Origin of the sequence: Paenarthrobacter sp. AMU7 (genome assembly GCF_041200195.1) — a bacterium.
Classification (GTDB): Bacteria; Actinomycetota; Actinomycetes; order Actinomycetales; family Micrococcaceae; genus Arthrobacter.
In genome coordinates this window covers 4097188-4113780 of sequence record NZ_CP165735.1, presented here as the reverse complement: position 1 = coordinate 4113780, position 16593 = coordinate 4097188, and the positions used below count along the sequence as shown (strand labels likewise).

At 63.5% G+C, this 16593-nt stretch carries 15 protein-coding genes and 1 riboswitch; of the genes, 7 read left to right on the top strand and 8 right to left on the bottom strand.

The genetic code is table 11. The features are described 5' to 3' along the window. The first annotated feature begins 90 nt into the window (after positions 1–90). On the top strand, positions 91–825 hold the full coding sequence (locus tag ABQM86_RS18895; protein ID WP_369745278.1) for a siderophore-interacting protein: 735 nt from the start codon (positions 91–93) through the stop codon (positions 823–825). A gap of 33 nt (positions 826–858) precedes the next feature. On the opposite strand, the gene ABQM86_RS18890 is transcribed toward ABQM86_RS18895, so the two are convergent. Beyond that, positions 859–1209 carry a hypothetical protein gene (locus ABQM86_RS18890; protein ID WP_157731925.1) on the bottom strand — a complete coding sequence of 117 codons (351 nt, stop codon included), beginning with the start codon at positions 1207–1209 and terminating at the stop codon, positions 859–861. Between the two features lie 161 nt (positions 1210–1370). Next, on the bottom strand, positions 1371–2381 hold the full coding sequence (locus ABQM86_RS18885; RefSeq protein WP_369745277.1) for a hypothetical protein: 1011 nt from the start codon (positions 2379–2381) through the stop codon (positions 1371–1373). A 210-nt stretch (positions 2382–2591) separates the two neighbouring features. On the opposite strand from ABQM86_RS18885, the gene ABQM86_RS18880 reads away from it, so the two are divergent. Further along, complete coding sequence (locus ABQM86_RS18880; protein WP_207595168.1) at positions 2592–4115, top strand: UDP-N-acetylglucosamine 1-carboxyvinyltransferase; 1524 nt, start codon at positions 2592–2594, stop codon at positions 4113–4115. A gap of 132 nt (positions 4116–4247) precedes the next feature. Continuing rightward, positions 4248–5444: a glutamate--cysteine ligase gene (locus ABQM86_RS18875; RefSeq protein ID WP_369745276.1), complete on the top strand. Its 1197-nt coding sequence runs from the start codon at positions 4248–4250 to the stop codon at positions 5442–5444. On the opposite strand, the gene ABQM86_RS18870 is transcribed toward ABQM86_RS18875, so the two are convergent. The 5 genes from ABQM86_RS18870 to ABQM86_RS18850 all read right to left on the bottom strand — a co-directional run bounded on the left by ABQM86_RS18870 (position 5441) and on the right by ABQM86_RS18850 (position 9893). Continuing rightward, positions 5441–6085: a hypothetical protein gene (locus ABQM86_RS18870; RefSeq protein WP_369745275.1), complete on the bottom strand. Its 645-nt coding sequence runs from the start codon at positions 6083–6085 to the stop codon at positions 5441–5443. The two genes, ABQM86_RS18875 and ABQM86_RS18870, sit on opposite strands and share 4 nt — an antisense overlap. A gap of 10 nt (positions 6086–6095) precedes the next feature. After that, positions 6096–7304: an O-succinylhomoserine sulfhydrylase gene (locus ABQM86_RS18865; protein WP_369745274.1), complete on the bottom strand. Its 1209-nt coding sequence runs from the start codon at positions 7302–7304 to the stop codon at positions 6096–6098. Continuing rightward, positions 7305–7715, bottom strand: a complete 411-nt coding sequence (locus ABQM86_RS18860; RefSeq protein ID WP_207595164.1) for a rhodanese-like domain-containing protein — start codon at positions 7713–7715, stop codon at positions 7305–7307. It abuts the gene before it with no gap. Beyond that, positions 7712–7978, bottom strand: coding sequence for a DUF1737 domain-containing protein (locus ABQM86_RS18855; RefSeq protein ID WP_144649207.1), 267 nt, complete (start codon positions 7976–7978; stop codon positions 7712–7714). The genes ABQM86_RS18860 and ABQM86_RS18855 overlap by 4 nt, the downstream gene beginning before the upstream one ends. Before the next feature lie 13 nt (positions 7979–7991). Then, positions 7992–8103, bottom strand: a riboswitch (SAM riboswitch). A gap of 86 nt (positions 8104–8189) precedes the next feature. Beyond that, positions 8190–9893 carry a SulP family inorganic anion transporter gene (locus tag ABQM86_RS18850; RefSeq protein ID WP_337339852.1) on the bottom strand — a complete coding sequence of 568 codons (1704 nt, stop codon included), beginning with the start codon at positions 9891–9893 and terminating at the stop codon, positions 8190–8192. Between the two features lie 154 nt (positions 9894–10047). On the opposite strand from ABQM86_RS18850, the gene ABQM86_RS18845 reads away from it, so the two are divergent. The 4 genes from ABQM86_RS18845 (at position 10048) to ABQM86_RS18830 (ending at position 14648) form a co-directional block, all read left to right on the top strand. Beyond that, positions 10048–11376, top strand: a complete 1329-nt coding sequence (locus ABQM86_RS18845; RefSeq protein ID WP_369745273.1) for an NtaA/DmoA family FMN-dependent monooxygenase — start codon at positions 10048–10050, stop codon at positions 11374–11376. Continuing rightward, positions 11376–12992, top strand: a complete 1617-nt coding sequence (locus tag ABQM86_RS18840) for an aromatic amino acid ammonia-lyase (protein WP_369745272.1) — start codon at positions 11376–11378, stop codon at positions 12990–12992. The genes ABQM86_RS18845 and ABQM86_RS18840 overlap by 1 nt, the downstream gene beginning before the upstream one ends. Beyond that, positions 12986–14050 carry a PLP-dependent cysteine synthase family protein gene (locus tag ABQM86_RS18835; RefSeq protein ID WP_207595160.1) on the top strand — a complete coding sequence of 355 codons (1065 nt, stop codon included), beginning with the start codon at positions 12986–12988 and terminating at the stop codon, positions 14048–14050. Before ABQM86_RS18840 ends, ABQM86_RS18835 begins: the two co-directional genes overlap by 7 nt. 115 nt (positions 14051–14165) lie before the next feature. Then, entirely contained in the window at positions 14166–14648 is a 483-nt protein-coding gene (locus ABQM86_RS18830; protein ID WP_369745271.1) for a carboxymuconolactone decarboxylase family protein, read from the top strand. 249 nt (positions 14649–14897) lie between these two features. Here ABQM86_RS18830 and ABQM86_RS18825 read toward each other — a convergent pair whose 3' ends face one another. After that, positions 14898–16352 carry an amino acid permease gene (locus ABQM86_RS18825; RefSeq protein WP_207595158.1) on the bottom strand — a complete coding sequence of 485 codons (1455 nt, stop codon included), beginning with the start codon at positions 16350–16352 and terminating at the stop codon, positions 14898–14900. Between the last annotated feature and the right edge of the window lie 241 nt (positions 16353–16593).

Below are 16593 nucleotides of genomic sequence, written 5' to 3'. Positions count from 1 at the left end.
GCTTTCGAGCTTAGGTTAGGCTTACTTAAGCTCAAGATAAATGGCTTTGGCCCCGTTCACAAATCGTGGCCGTTCGTGAAGGAGTGTTGCTTGAAGCGCAATTGGGAAGGCGTCGTGCTCAAAGTCATGGGCGCCAAGGATTTCACGCTGGAAGTCACGGGGAAGGAAGAAATCACCCCGGACTTCCTCCGCGTGCACGTGCGCGACGGTGGACTGCTGGAGCGAAGCGGGCTGCATCCCACCATGTGGATCCGGCTGTGGTTCGATGATTCCGGAAAGGCCCACCAGCGTGCCTACACCCTGGTCAACGCTTCCCCTGCGGACGGCACATTCAGCATGGACTTCGCGATGCACCACGGGGTTGCCGCCGACTGGGCCCGCTCCGTCCAGGCCGGCGACACCATCGACGCCACCGTGCAGGGCAGTTCCTTCACGTTCCCGCAGCCCGCTCCGCGCCGGATGTGGGTAGTGGGCGATCCCGCCTCCATCCCGGCCATCAACTCGCTGCTGGACGAGCGGGAAGTTACGGCCGCGGGCTCGGCTGTGGTGACCGCCTGGCTTGAATACCAGCACGACGCCGACCCCTCGATTGAGGTGCGGACGTCAGGGTCCGACGTCGTCAGCTGGGTTCCGCGCAAACGCGACGGTGCCGCATTGGTTGACGAAGTGTGCGATGCGCTCACTGCGGAGACTGTGTCCGTGGATCACGACTTCTTCTGGATCGCCTGCGAAGCCTCCAGCACCCGCGCAATCGTGAAACACCTGCGGAAGACGCTGGGCGTGGACAAGCACCGGATCGATGCCCTGGGATACTGGCGCGTCTAGAACAGCGCGGCGTTCGTGTCGCGGTGCCTGGCGCTACTCGCGCCAGTTGAGGAAGCCCTTTTTTCCCTCCGGCGGGGTGAGGACTACGTCCCGGCCATACTTCTTTTGTGCGTCAGCGCCGAAGAAGGCATCCGGGACGATGCGGATTGCCTTGGCTACTTTCCCGTCCTTAAGGAAGACGAACAACGCGGGGGACGCCGTGTAGCGGTTCTCCTTGGTCAGAGGCTCGCCGAAGGCTGCTTCGATGTCCTTGGCCGGCGTTCCCTCCGTTACGAAACCCGCCTGGTCCCACTCGAAGTCCGTGGCATCAGCCAGTTTCAAGGCCGTCCCGTTCTTCGCGGACTCGAGCACCTGGCTGTTGAGCTTCTCATTCGATTCGGGCATGACGGATCCTCCTAGTGAACAGGCGGCCAGGGCGCAGGCCAGGATGGCAGTGAGCAAGCCTGCGACGGCGGCGCGGCCAGCAAGGGTGGCGCGGCCAGCGACGGTGATGCGGCCAGCGGAAGTCCGCGGCCGTCGTCGGGTGTTTGATTGGCGTTGGAACCTCACGACGTAGTCCTCGACTCGTCATTGAACTCCGGATCCTCGCCCGGGGCGGGCTCGGCATTGTTGGCGTCGCCGGTCTGGTCCATGGGGACCTCGTTGGAAGGGTGGGGCAGCAGGTCCTGTCCCACCACCACAGTGTCGCCGTTGTTCACGGCTTCTTCGATCAAGTCCGCAAGCTCCTCAGCGCTGGCATCCGGGTTGGCTATGGCCACGTTGCGGCCCACCTCATTGTTGTACAGATCCATGGCTTCGCGGGGCGCGGGGTTGCCGGGGAGTTGCTCGTGCGCCGTGGCGTAGTCCTCCGCCCAGTCCGCGCCGAACTCCTTGACCATGAGTGCGTTCCAATATGCGTGACGGAAGGCATCGTTCTGGTCATCGTTGCGGTCGGCGCTGGGGAAGCGGTCGTCGGCAGTGCTGAAGGCGTCATCATGAATGTCTTTGAAGGCGTTCATCTCGAAAGGACCCAGCCCGTTGAGGAGTTCCGCTTCCTTCTCGGTGACCTCCCTTTGGTCAACCACGAAGCGCAGGGGGTCCCAGTCCCCGGGCCACATGGTGGTCTCGGCGTCGCTGACCTGGTATTCGTCCAGGATTTCCTGCGGTGTTGGCTGGTCGGGGTTCGGGTTGGCCGAGGTTTTGGTGGTGGCGTCGTTCCCGGGGTTGGTGGAATTGGCGGAGCTGCTGCCGGAACCGCCCGAGCTGCTGTCTGAACTGCCTGAATCAGCACTCCCCTCCGTGGACGCGGAGGACTGCTGGTTGGCATTGGTGAGCGCGGACTGTGATGCCTCTTCCAGGCCTCGCGTAGTCCTCTCCAGCAGCGGCCGCAGGCGGCCGTGCCAATCTGCGGCAAAACGCTTGGCATCCTGGCCCTGCCAGCCGCCGCCTTGGCCGGTCATGCCATGGCCGATCAAGGAGTCGAGTTCCCGGGCCCGGCTGGTCAGCAATGACGCACCGTTGGCCAAGGCCTTGGAGAGTGCTTTGAGTTGGTCGACGTCGGCGCCGTAGAAAGGCATGTTTCCCCCTGAGCTTTCCCTCCATGGTTTGGTATTGTCCCCCGGGCCGCAATGGGGACTTCTGCCCGGTGGCGCCTGAGGGAAAGCGTTCGCCTGCGGCGACCGGTCGCCGTCGTGCCCTATATCTCACGGATCGGGTATGGTGTGACGTTTACCGCTCAAACGGCGTTTTGTGTGGGACTTCTAGCTCACCTGTGATATTTCTTGGATATGACGCAACCTACCGCTGAACACGTAGGCCTTCTGCTCCGCAACGCCCGTGGCGAAAAAGGATGGACGCAGGGGCAGTTGGCTACCGCGCTGGGAACCAGCCAGAGCGCGATCGCCCGGATGGAGCAAGGTAAACAGAATCTCAGCCTCCGGATGATCGAACGGCTTGAGGCAATATTCGGCCGATCAATCGTCAAAGTGGGCAAGCCACAGATGACCCACCTCCGGGTGGAGGGCGGCAGGACCCTGTCCGGCGAAGTGGATGTCAACAGCAGCAAGAATGCCGGCGTGGCGCTTTTGTGCGCCAGCCTCATCAACCGCGGAACCACCACGTTGCGCCGCTTGGCCCGCATCGAAGAAGTCAACAGGATTGTTGAAGTACTGACCTCCATTGGCGTCGAATGTACCTGGCTCAACGGAAGCGACCTCCGCATCCGCAGGCCCGAAGTTTTGGACCTTGGGTCCATGGACGTGGACGCCGCCCGCCGTACCCGCAGCGTCATCATGCTGCTGGGGCCGCTCCTGGACGAGACCAGTGAGTATTTGCTGCCCTACGCTGGTGGCTGCGACCTCGGAACGCGCACAGTGGAGCCGCATATGCAGGCCCTGCGCCAGTTCGGGCTTGAGGTCGAAGCGAAGTCCGGGTTCTACTCCGTAGCTGCGCCCCCGGCCGATGACCACCACCGTTCCTTCGTCCTCACCGAACGTGGCGACACCGTTACTGAGAACGCCATCATGGCCGCCGCGCACCGCGAGGGCACCACCGTGATCCGCAACGCCAGCCCCAACTACATGGTCCAGGACCTCTGCTTCTACTTGCAGGGCCTGGGCGTTGAAATCGAGGGCGTCGGCACCACCACCCTGAAGATCACTGGCCGTTCCGCCATTGATGTGGAGATCGAGTACTTCCCGTCCGAGGACCCCATCGAGGCCATGAGCCTGATCACCGCGGGCATCGTGACCAACTCCGAGGTCACCATCCGCCGGGTTCCCATCGAATTCATGGAGATCGAGCTGGCTACGTTGGAGCAGATGGGCCAGAACCTCGAAATCTCCGGCGAATACATGGCACGCAATGGCCGGACCCGTTTGGTGGACGTCACCACCAAGCCTTCCGAGCTCCGCGCGCCGCAGGACAAGATCCACCCCATGCCGTTCCCGGGCCTGAACATCGACAACCTGCCGTTCTTCGCTGTGATCGCGGGCAACGCCGAGGGCCAGACCATGATCCACGACTGGGTCTACGAGAACCGTGCCATTTACTTGACGGAACTCAACAAGCTGGGCGCCCAGGTGCAACTGCTGGATCCGCACCGGATTTACGTCAACGGACCCACTAAGTGGCGCGCTGCCGAAATCGGCTGCCCGCCTGCCCTGCGCCCTGCCGCCTGCTTGCTCCTGGCAATGCTCGCTGCCCGGGGCACGTCCGAGCTCCGCAACATCTACGTCATCGAGCGTGGCTACGAGGACCTGGCCGAGCGGTTGAACACCATCGGCGCCAAGATTGAGTACTTCCAGGACTAGGCTCCACGCTTAGCCCGCGCGCCCGTTCCCGCCATCCGCCCCAGTTCGCTCTGGTGCGGATGGCGGGAAGGTGCGGCCCTCGCTGCCCTTCCAGCCACTGTCCTCCACCGGCCTCCTGACGCAGAATGGAGCATGCGGACTTTCGGGGTCGAGGAAGAGCTGCTCATCGTCCATCCTGTGACGGGAGAGCCCCTTGCCCTCGCGGATGCGCTGCTTGCGGGCCGCCACCAACCCGCATCCGCAACGAGTCTCAGCCACGAACTCAAGCTGGAGCAGATCGAAACCCAGACCCGCCCCTGCCACAGCTACGGTGACCTTCTGCATCAGATCCGCCGCGGCCGGGCTATGGCCAACGAAGCAGCCCGGCAGCACGGAGCGCGGGTTGCTGCAATTGCTACCTCTCCGCTGGATTCGAACACCCACACCACCCCGGATCCCCGCTATGTGGCGATGCTGGATCGCTTCGGAATCATCGCTACGGAACAATTGACGTGCGGATTCCACGTGCACACCTCTGTCGAATCCCCTGAGGAAGGCGTGGTGGTGCTGGACCATATCCGGGACAAACTTGCCGTGCTCACCGCCCTCACCGCCAACTCACCCTATTGGCGCGGCCTTCCCACCGGGTTCGACAGCTACCGCACCCAGGCATGGAACCGCTGGCCCACTTCTGGACCGTCCGGCGTGTTCGGATCACTCACTGCCTACCGACGCATCGTGAATCGGCTGTTGGAAACAGGCGTGATCCTGGATGAGGGCATGATTTACTTCGACGCCCGCATCTCCCGGAACCACCCCACCGTGGAGGTCCGCGTAGCCGACGTCTGCCTGCGCGCCGAGGACGCCGCGTTGATTGCGGTACTGGTGCGGGCTTTGGTGGAGACCGCTTCCTTGGAAATGCTCGACGGCGTTGAGCCCACCGCGGTGCCCACGGCACTCCTGCGGATGGCGAGTTGGCAGGCCAGCAATGCGGGGTTGCGTGGAGATCTCCTGGACTTCGGTGATTTCCGGCCCCAGCCGGCGGCGGACGTCGTCTGGGCGCTGGTGGATTATGTGAGCCCAGTGCTGGATGACCAAGGCGAATTGGAGCTGGTCAAAGCGGGGATCTCAGACCTGTTGGAGCGGGGGAACGGCGCGGACGAGCAACGGGAAGCGGCGGTGCGTTACAACAACAGGCAGCGCGGCAGCCAGAACCAGCCGGGCAGTCCACCCACCAGCGCAGCCCTGGCCGCCGTCGTCGGGCATGCAGCGAAGGTGACGGTTCGCGGAACCTCCGCCGACGCGCACAAGGAGCCCGCGCCGATGCTGACCCGGGTCAGGAGGCCTTAGGATTGGCCGGCCGGTTCTTCCCACGCCATTAAGTAGGCGCCAGTGAGACCCTCCACCAAGTAGAAGCAGAACGGCGGGATGTCCTTTTTGGCTACCAGAATGGCGCCGTAGATAGGCGCGCTGACCGAAGCTGTGACGCCGATCCAGCGTTTTGTGGGTAAGGAAAGAAGACTCCCACCCAAGGCGGCCAACGCCACCACGTGCAACCCGGAATACGCCAGGAAGGGCGCGTTGGATCCCCGGCGATAGGCAAAACCTTCGAGGTCTGAAGCCCGCCGGGCGAGGCTGGAGACGAAGAATGGGGCGCCGGCGAGCAACGCGGCGGCGGCAGCGTAAGCCCACTTCTTCGCTTTCCCACGCGTTGCGCCGGTGTCCGGGACGGAGTGCGTACCCGGTACGGCGTCCTTTCCCGGAACGGCGCGGGCAAAGGCAGCGAATCCAACCGGCACGGCGACGGTCCCCACTGCGGTTAGGTGCTGGCCCACGATCCAGCCGCGCCGTCCGGAGGTCAGCATGCGCAGGCGTTCGGCATCGTCCGGTGTGATGTAGACGCGTGAGACCGGCGAGATTCCCACGAACCACACCACCGTGCCGGCAACGATGACCGCTCCGGCACGGCGATAGGGATGAATCCCGCTCATGGCAGCAAGGTTAGACCTGTTTGAGGGCCTTCTCCAGATCCAGGATGAGATCGTCCACGTCTTCCAGTCCTACCGACAAGCGGACCACACCGTCGGTGAGTCCGATCGCGGCCCGGCCCTCAGGCCCCATGGCCCGGTGGGTGGTGGTGGCGGGGTGGGTGATGAGGGATTTGGAATCGCCCAGGTTGTTGGAGATGTCAATGACGCGGAGGCCATCGAGCAAGGCGAAGGCGGCCTCTTTGGCTGAGCGCCCGGCCGAAGGAGACAGCTCGAAGGTCAGCACAGTGCCGCCGGCCTTCATCTGCTTCGCGGCAAGCTCGTACTGCGGGTGGGACGTGAGCAGCGGGTACTTGACCCAGCTGATGGCAGGCTGCTGCTCGAGCCACTCCGCGATCTTCAAAGCGGATGCCGAGCTGTGGTTCACCCGCAGTCCGATGGTCTCCAAACCCTTGGTCAGCACCCAGGCGTTGAACGCGGAAAGGGAAGGGCCGGTATGGCGCATGAGTTGCTTGACGGGACCATCGATGAACTCTTTGGTGCCCAGGATCGCGCCGCCGAGGACACGGCCTTGGCCATCAATGTGCTTGGTGCCGGAGTACACGATGACGTCCGCGCCCAGATCACCGCAGCGCTGCAGGAGGGGAGTGGCGAAGACATTGTCCACCACGACAGTCGCCCCGGCAGCATGCGCCAGTTCGCTGACGGCGGCGATGTCCACGATCTCCTGCATCGGGTTGGAGGGCGACTCAAAGAACACGGCGGTGGTCGGTTCCGAGAGGGCTTCGCGCCACTGCTCCAGATCCGGGCCGTCAACGAACACCGTCTCCACACCCCAGCGGGGCAGGATCTCGTTGAGGATCACGAAGCAGGAGCCGAACAGCGAGCGCGCGGCCACCACGCGGTCGCCGGCAGCCAGCAAGGCACCCAAAGCGGTGAAGACCGCGGACATGCCGGAGGCTGTCGCAAAGCACGCCTCGGTTCCTTCGAGCAGCCGCAGCCGCTCCTGGAACGTGGCGACGGACGGGTTGCCGTAGCGGGAGTAAACGAAGCGTTCGTCCTCGCCGGTAAAGGCACGTTCGGCAGCGGCAGCCGATTCGTAGACAAAGCCGGAGTTCAGGAAAACGGGCTCGGACGTTTCCTGGAAATTGGTGCGGTCAAGGCCACCGCGAACGGCCTGGGTGTCAGGGCTCCAGCCGGCGGCGTCGGGATTGAAAGTCACTTACTCGGTCCCCAGATTCGTAGGCAGGCCACGGTTCTTCCAGCCGTTTACGGTGCGCTCACCGTAGCGGTCCGGTTCGCCTTCGAAGCCCTCAAGGACGTTGTACGCCGTGAAGCCGGCCTGTGTTGCGGCAATGGCAGCGGAGATGGAGCGCTGGCCGGAACGGCAGATGAACACGAGCTCCACGGCGTCATCCTCGGGTGCCTGCTGCTGCAGGTCCTCGATAAAGCGGGAGTTCGGGATACCGCCAGCCAGGTTCCACTGGATGAACAGGGGATCGTTCTCGGTGGCTTTGGTGTCCGGGATGCCGATGTGGGCCCACTCGGCCTCGGTGCGCACATCCACCAGGATCGCGCCTTCTTCGAGCTTGGCCCACGCGTCCTGTGGGGTCAGGTCACCTGCGTAGCTCATGCGTGGCCCTCGAACGCTTCTTCATCGTCGTAATTCTCAAGTTGGTCCACTGCGTTGGCGACGGCGGCATCAGCATTGGCGATCGCCGCAGGCAGCACAATGGCTTGGGCCACGATGACGTCCGTGCCGTTGAAGGTGGCTGCCGGGCTGCCATGGAGCACATAGCCTTCGGCGAGGGAGTTGTGGATACGCTCGCAGAAATCGCGGTTATCCGGGCCTGTAATCAGGCGGTAGGAGAGTTTTTCTTCAGTGGGTTCAGGCATTGCTGGTGCTCCTCAGTCACGCTTGCAGTTCGAGTTGTCGATACGCCGAGTAGTCACCTGAGGCACCCCGCCGGAGAGAGGGTTGCCGACCAGCAAGTCAGGGCTTTGCGCTGGTACTCATTACTCAAGAAAAACGTAACATCCACGGGCGTCGGGCTGCACTTGCGGGCGGCTGCACCGTCGTCATGTTGCGTAATCGGAGGCTGATCCACTATCGGTCCTTGAGCTCCCGCACTGCCGCGCCGACAGTGGGGTAGAAGTGGTCCGGCGTAAAACGGGCCGCCGTGCCGAGGCGGATCAACTTGTCCTTCACGGGCCCTTTGAGCTCGGCAAACACCAGATCCACTCCTTTTCTGGCCAACCATTCGTCCAGGGTTACCAAGTCATCCAAAGCTGTGGTGTCGATCCCGGTGATCGGTTCGGCGGCAAGGATGATGTGGGTGACGGGCTCCGCGGACTCGTCCGGGGCCTCGTCGAGTTGCTCCCTCACGAAGCTCGCCAGGACCTGTCCGTTGCCGAAGAACAGGGGTGCATCAAACCGGAGGATCAAGAGCCCGGGGATGCGCTTGCCCTCGGGGTGGCGTTCAAGGTCGTGATACCCGGGAAGGCCTTCCTCTGCGCCGAGTTCGGTTCTGTACGGATCCCATGCCCTGCGGACAAAGTCCAGGAGTGCCAAGGCGATGGCCACCACGATTCCCTGGAGGACACCCACCGTCAGCACTCCCAGGAACGCAGCCAGCATCACCACGGACTCGCTGCGGCTCAGCCCCAGGAGCCGCCTGACGCCGGCAGGATCTGCGAGGGCAATGGCCGCGGCGATGACGACGGCGGCCAGGGTTGCCGACGGCAGGTACTCGGTTACTCCCGGAGCCAGCAGCATAAAGGCCAGTACCAGCACGGAGCCCACCACGCCTGTCATCTGGGATTTTGCGCCTGCATCCACGGCTACCGGTGTCCTGGAGGTACTGCCTGAAATGGGGAACCCACCCAAGAGGCCTGTAGCGGCATTGGCTGCTCCAAGCGCTGCCATCTCCCTGTTTCCGGAGACCTTCTTCCCTTCCTTGGCTGCCAATGTTTGAGACAACACGCCAGTGTCAGCGAAAGCCATGAGCGCGATGCCCGCGGCGGCGGGGAGCAGCATCAGGGCGTCGGCCCAGCCAATACCCCCGAGTGCGGGCATGGGCAGGCCCTGCGGCAGGACCCCGGTGACCTTCACGTCGTCGTTGAGCCCGAAGACCGCCGTCGCCACGCACGAGCCAACCACCGCCAACAGGACGCCGGGTACCTTCCACTTCAGGAGCCGGGGGATCCAGATGAGCGCCAGCGACCCCACTCCCAACAACAGCGCGGTGATGTTGACCTCGCCGCCAAGTAACCCGGTAGTGACCTTCGCGAGCTTTTGCCAGACGTCGCCGTCGGCCTCAATACCCAGAAACGCCGGGAGTTGCGAAAGGGCCACCAACAGTGCGATTCCGTTGAGGTACCCGAGCCGGATGGGTTTGGACAGCAGGCCCGTGATGGCTCCCAGTTTCAGTGCCGAGCCCGCAAGCATGAGCGCCCCGATCAACACGGCCAGCAAGCCGGCCAGCGCCACGGATTTTTCGCTGCTTCCCGCTGCCAGCGGCACAATGGCCGCGGCGATCATAGGGGCCAGGGCAGAGTCGGGTCCCAGGACCAGAATGCGGGAGGGCCCCACCACCGCATAAACCAGCAGCGGGACCACTGTTGCGTAAAGCCCGGTGACCGGGGGAAGCCCTGCTGCCTGTGCATAGGCCATCCCGGCGGGCACCAGCAAAGCAAACAGCGCAGCGCCCGCAACGAGATCGTGCCGCAGCCATTCACGCTTGTAGCCCTTGAGGGCCCAGGCGCTGGACAGCCGCTCCTTGGCGGAGGGGCGGGAGGTTGCTGCACTCATACAGCGATCATTCCCGACCCCTACTGATTGTGGAACACGACATACGCCTTATGTGGAAAATACGGACCGTCTCCGGCCGCGTTCAAATGTGACGCCCCGGGAGCATAATTGACCCAGTACGTCCTCCTGTAACTTCGCATGAAATCAGGTCGCGGTGAACGGACAGAGCAGTTCTACACTCAAGCCCATGCTGCATTTTGGATGGTTTGTGGGCCATGGATTCGGTGTCCAGGGGTGGGGGACGCCCGGCTACGGCCTGGGTTACGACTGGAAGAAGCCAGCCCTGTACCAGGACGCAGTCCGGGCGTTCGAACAATCCGGGTTGGACCTCTTCATCATCGAGGATTCCCTCACCGTGCCGGACACGTATGGCGGATCGGCCGAAGTGTCCCTGGCTCATGCCTCCTTTGCGCCGAAACACGATCCGCTGGCGCTGGTCCCTTACCTGCTCTCCGCCACCGAGCACCTGGGAATCGTGCCGACCGTCAGCGCCTCGTTCTACCCGCCCTTCACGGCCGCCCGGCTTTTGGCAACGTTGCAGCACTTCTCAGAGGGCCAGTTGGGCTGGAACGTCGTCACGTCCGGCAGCGACCTCGCCGCCCAGAACTACGGGTTGGATCAACAGATTGAACACGACCTTAGGTATGAAAAAGCGGAGGAATTCGTCGACGTCGTCAGGCGGCTCTGGCGGAGCTGGGAACCGGGCGCGGTCCTTGAGGACGTGTCCGCAGGGGTGTTTGCCGACCACAAAAAGGTGCACCCGATCAATCACCAGGGTGACTTCTTCAAGGTCCGCGGTCCACTGAACACGGCGCCGTTGCCGGAGGAACCCGTGCTGGTCCAGGCTGGTGCGTCTCCCCGGGGCAAGGCGTTCGCCGGTGGTCATGCTGATGTGGCCATTGCGTTGGCCCGTGGTGTTGACGGAATGAAGTCCTACCGTGACTCGATTCGCGCGGAGGCCGCCAAAGCCGGCAGGAACCCCGACGACGTCAAGGTGCTTTTTGTCCTGAAGCCCACAGTGGTTGGTTCTGCTGCCGAAGCCGAGGAGTTGCGTGCCCAGCGTCGTGAGCTCACCCAGCGCGATATCGACAGCCAGCTCAACTCCATCTCCTACCTCTCGGTGATCGACTTCAAGCAGTTCGACCTGGACGCACCCCTCCCGGAGCTGAGCACCAACAGCAACCAGGGGACGTTGGAACACTTCGCCAAGGCGGCGCCTCCCGGGTCCACGCTGCGCGAGATCCTGCAGGCCAGGAGCGGTGGGGCGGGGGATTCGATCATCGGCACGGTGGGGGAGATTGCCGACTATCTTGAGTCGACCGGCTCCGAGGTGGGTGGTGACGGGTTCCTCTTCTCCGGCTTCGTGGACCCGGTGACAGTGCACGGTGTCCTGGATAAGCTCACCCCTGAACTGCGGCGGCGGGGCCTGTTGAGGAAGAGTTACGGCAACGGCGGGTTCCGGCAGAATCTCCTGGACTTCTGATGGTGTCTTCCGAACCGCCGACCTTGGTTATTGGAACGGCTCCGGTGCGTGCTGCCGACGTAGCACTGGCCGCCTCCAACCCTGCGTTTCACGTGGAACTCAACCACGATGCGTTGTCTTTGATCGGTCGCTCCCGCGACGTACTGGAACGCACTGCCGCCTCCGGGCAGCGGGTTTACGGACTCAATACGTTGCTCGGGTCCGGTCGGGACACCGCTGTGGAAGAGAAGTCGCTCCTGGCCTATCAGGTCCAGGTGGTCAGGTATCACAACAGCGGAGTGGGCTCGTATCTGGACCGTCCCGCTGCCCGCGCAGTGATCCTGGCCCGACTTGTCGGTTTCAGCCGCGGCGGTTCCGGTGTGCGGCCCGAAACAGCAAACTTCTATGCAGGACTCCTCAACCGCGGCGTCCTGCCCGCCATCCCGCGCGAAGGGTCGGTGGGATCGTCGGACCTCACCCAGCTGGCCGCCGTCGCCGCCGTCGCCATCGGTGAGGGCGAAGCCTTCAACGCCGACGGCACCTTGGTTCCAGGAGCCAAAGCGCTCGCCGATGCCGGCCTTCAACCCCTCGTCCTCGCGCCCGGCGAGGCGCTTGCCTTGGTGAGCGCCAACGCGTATTCCGTCGGCGCCGGGACCCTGGCGTTGCTGCAATTGCAGCAGCTGGCCCGGCTGGCCGACGTCGCGCTTTCCCTCTCGCTGGAGACCATCGCAAGGTACGACGGCGGCGGGAACCTCAGCCCGTTTTCGCCGGCCATCCAGGCGGCCAAGGCTGTAAACGGCCAGGGTGATTCGGCGGCAGCTGTGCGTCACCTGCTCAGTGGTGGCTGGTTGGAGGATGTGCGGCCCGAGGTGTCGGTGCAGGATGCATTGTCCTTCCGGGCCGCACCGCAGACGCACGGGGCGTTTCGATCCCTGGTGGCGCAGTTGAGTGCTGCGCTGGAGGTGGAACTGAATGGTCGCGGCGACAATCCGTTGGTTGATGTCGAATCCGGGCTCATGCTGTCCGGCGGGAACTTCCAGCCGATGCAGCTGGCTCTCGCATTCGAAGGTCTGAGGGTTGCGTTGGCGCACATGGGGATTTCCAGTGAGCGGCGCATCGCCAAGTTGTATCCGCCGCAACGGGCCATCCGGGCCAAGCACTTGCAAGCAGCATCGACCCAAGCCTCGGCTGAGCAGTCCGGGGCCGGAGCGGAATTCAACCCGGCCTCCGCGCTTGCCCAAGAGGAACTGCCCGGGCTGTTGTGGTACTCCGCGGCCGGGCTGTTGGCCGAACTCAAGTTCCTGGCTGCCCCGGCCACCCTTGGCGCCCCAACCTTGTCCGCCGACGTCGAGGACCATTCAACACTGGCCCCCTTGGCCCTCCAGCAACTCGAAAGGTCGGTGGAGGTGCTGGAAAAGCTGTTGACGATCGAGGCCCTGACGGCGTCCTATCTGCTGCTCGAAGCTGGAGCTGCACAACCGCTCGGGAAGGGAACAGGCGTCGTCGTGGGTCGACTCGCTGATGTACTGGCCGACAGGCCATCGGCGCCGGATCTTGTGGAACGGGCGCGGACTGAACTGCGCGGCGCCGTGGATCAGGTTCTACTGGAGGCTGAGGAATGGGGTGGGGCGTGGTGAGTACGGCGATTCGTCGGCAAGGAGCTCACGCAGCGGCCCGGCTGCCGGACGGGTTGGATGCCTCGGTCCTGGACAAAGTGGGCAACACCCCGCTGGTGAAGCTGGATTCGCTGGGCCGTGGACTGGGCAGCGCCATCCATATCAAGCTTGAGTCCGAAAATCCCGGCGGTTCCATCAAGGACCGCACCGCACTCAGCATGGTCCGGGCGGCTGAGAGGTCCGGGGAGCTGAAGCCGGGAGCCACTATCGTGGAGAGCACTTCGGGCAACACCGGGATCGGCCTGGCGCTCATCGGCCACCTGACCGGACATCCCGTGGTGGTGGTGACAGGCGACACGATCTCCGAGGAGAAGCTCGCTGCGCTGCACAACTACGGCGCCCGCGTGATCCTGACCGATTGGAATGCCCCGTCGGAATCGCCGGAGAACGCCCGGGCTGTTGCAGCGCGGATTACGGCCGAGACGCCCGGTGCGTGGCGGCCCATGCAGTTCGACAACCCCGCCAATCCCTTGGCGCACTATGAAACCACCGGACCCGAAATCTGGGAGCAGACGGGTGGCCTGGTCACGCACTTCGTCGCGGGCATCGGAACGGGCGGGACCATCAGCGGGAACGGGCGGTTCTTGAAGGAACAGGCAGCTGCCCTGCGCCCGGGCGGCCACCTGGAAGTCGTTGGCGCCGACCCCTACGGCTCTGCCTACAGCGGCGGCCATCCCGGCGAGATCCTGGTGGACGGAGTTGGTAACTCCTGGCCGGAACCCGAGTGGCCCAAAGCTTTCGACCGTTCCATCGTGGACCGATTCCTCCGCATCCCCAACGACGAGGTTTACACCACCGTTCACCGGCTCCTCGAGGAGGAGGGGCTCGCGCTCGGCCCGTCCTCAGGGCTCGCTGTCGCCGCCGCCATTCGGGTGGCGCGCGCCGCGCCTCACGGCTCGGTGGTGGTTGCCATAGCGCCCGACGCCGGAACGAACTATATGAGCAAGGCCTTCAACCCGGTGTGGCTGGCAGAGCACGGCATCCGGCTCGCCGCCGACACTCCCGCGGCCCGCGAGTAGGACCCTCTCTCACGTCCCTCGGGTTTGGGGCGGACCCTCTCTCACGTCCCTCGGGTTTGGGGCGGACCCTCTCTCACCGTCGGGTGCCCAGTCCCTTTTGCGTTAAGCTCCAACCATGCCCGAACAGGAATCAAAACCACGTCTGGCCGGCTATCTGGACAAGCAGCAGCCGGACCTCTATGCGACTCTAAGCCACTACTCCCAGCAGCTCGTAGACGAAGCTGACCGGCTGGGTATTTCACGCCGGACCCTTGAACTCATCAACTATCGCTGCTCGCAAATCAATGGGTGCGCCTTCTGTCTGGACCTTCACCATCGTCGGGCCCTGAAGTATGGCGAAACGGAGCAGCGTCTGTCATTGGTGGCTGTTTACAAGGAAGTGCAGCTCTTCGAGCCCGCGGAAGTGGTCGCGATGGAAATTGCAGAGCAGATCACCCGGATGAGTTCATCGCGGCCCAGCCCCGAGCTCTTCGAACAGGCCCGGCAGCACTACAACGACCAGCAGATCAGTGTGCTCTGCATGGCGGCCATCGGAATCAATGCTTTCAACCGCCTGTCCATTTTGAGCGAGCACCCGGTCCGCGCAGCCAAGAAGTAGGCCCGGAAAATACAGGCCCACTGAACAGAGGGGCGTGCCTCCACCACCAACTTTGGGTAGCCGGGCCTGTTCAACACCCTCCTTGCACGGCGTGTCTGGGCTCCCGGGTTTCAAATTGGGTGGTGGCGGGCGCGGAGTGTTGCGTCCCGACCCTCTTTGAGACGGAATCAACCCCTGGTCAACCACTAAAGGTTGTCCAGGGGCTGATCTGCTCCTAAACCAAGTCAGGACGCCACGGAACAAGGAGGCCTAGGCGTCCACTGCCTTCTTGAGCGACCGTCGTCGGCCGTACTTGAAGTAGAAAACGGCGTAGCAGGCCCCCACGAACGGAATACCGAACAGCAGCGCCGCTACCTGGTTGGGGTCGAAGGCGATACCGATCAGGGACACCACGCATAGAGCGAAGGCCAGGATCGGGACCAACGGGAACAGGGGCGCCTTGTAGGGAAGCGTGCTGAGGTCGCCACCGTTCTTGATGAAGGTCCGGCGGTAGATGAAGTGCGAGGCCACAATGGACATCCAGACGCCCACGGTGGCAAAGCCGGCCACCGAGACGAGCACAAGGTAGACGGTGGCAGGTGCCACAACGCTGCTGATCAGGGAGGCCAGGCCGCCAAGCATGCTCACGCAAAGCGCCACCATGGGGATGCCGCGCTTCGTGAGTTTCTTGAAGACCTGCGGTGCGTGGCCTTCGTCAGCCAACGAGAAGAGCATGCGGGCGCAGGAGAAGAGGCCGCAGTTGCCTGCGGAGAGCAGCGCCGTGATGATCACGAAGTTCATGATGTCCGCGGCGTATGGGATGCCGAGCATGGAGAAAACGGTGACGAACGGGCTTTCGTCCACGCTGACTTGTTCGTACGGAATGGTGGCTGCGATGACCACGATCGCGCCGACGAAGAAGATCATGAGCCGGATGACCGTGGTGCGCATGGCTTTGGGGATGTTCGCGCCGGGGTTGGCCGTTTCGCCCGCGGCAACGCCGATCAGTTCCGAGCCGGAGAAGGCATAGAAGACGGCCAGGCAGGTCACGAACACGCCGGTGAAACCGTTAGGGAACAGACCCTCCGGTGTGCTGAAGTTCTCGCCAAAGGAGGGGTACCCGCCCGCGGCGAGAGGGTGGAAGCCCGCCAGGGCGGCGCCACCAAGGATGATCAGGCCGACGACGGCGGCGACCTTGATGAGCGCGAACCAGAACTCCGATTCGCCAAAGACACGCGATGAAATGGCGTTGAGTGTGAACAGGACGGTGGCGAAGATGAAGCACCAGATCCAGACGTCGACGCCCGGGAACCAGCGCTGCATGAGGAGGCCGGCCGCAGTAAATTCCGAGCCCAAGGCTACGGCCCAACAAAGCCAGTAGAGCCAGGCAGTGGCGAATCCCGTGGCGGGGCCGATGGTCCTGGCGGCATAAATGTGGAAGGCACCGGAGACGGGGAACGCTACAGCGAGCTCCCCGAGGCAAGCCATCACCAGGTAGACCACCACGGCGCCGATGAGGAACGCCAGGACGGCGCCCAGCGGGCCGGCAGTGGCGATCGTGTATCCCGAACTGACGAACAGGCCTGAACCGATAACGCCGCCCATGGCGATCATGACCAGGTGCCGGGCCTCCATGGACCGGCGCAATCCTGTCTGTGAGGCCTCAGTGCGGGACTGTGCCTCGGTTGCCGATGCTTCGGCTTCTGTGGGGGAGCTGAGTCCCATATTCCCTCCGGGAAGTTAGCCAGCAAAGTCTGAAGTAGTACCAGCCGGACGTGATCCAACTAACACGAGTACAAGATTCATCACATGACGAATGACCATTTCAAGGAGGATAAGGAGCGTGATTGAACACGCCAGCGGCTCTTGGCTGAGGCTAAGAGTTCCTAATCATTAAGTCACGCGAGCGATTACTCTGCTTGTTATCTGTTAGGTTCCATGCGGAGCTCCATAAGGCGGGTCCGCA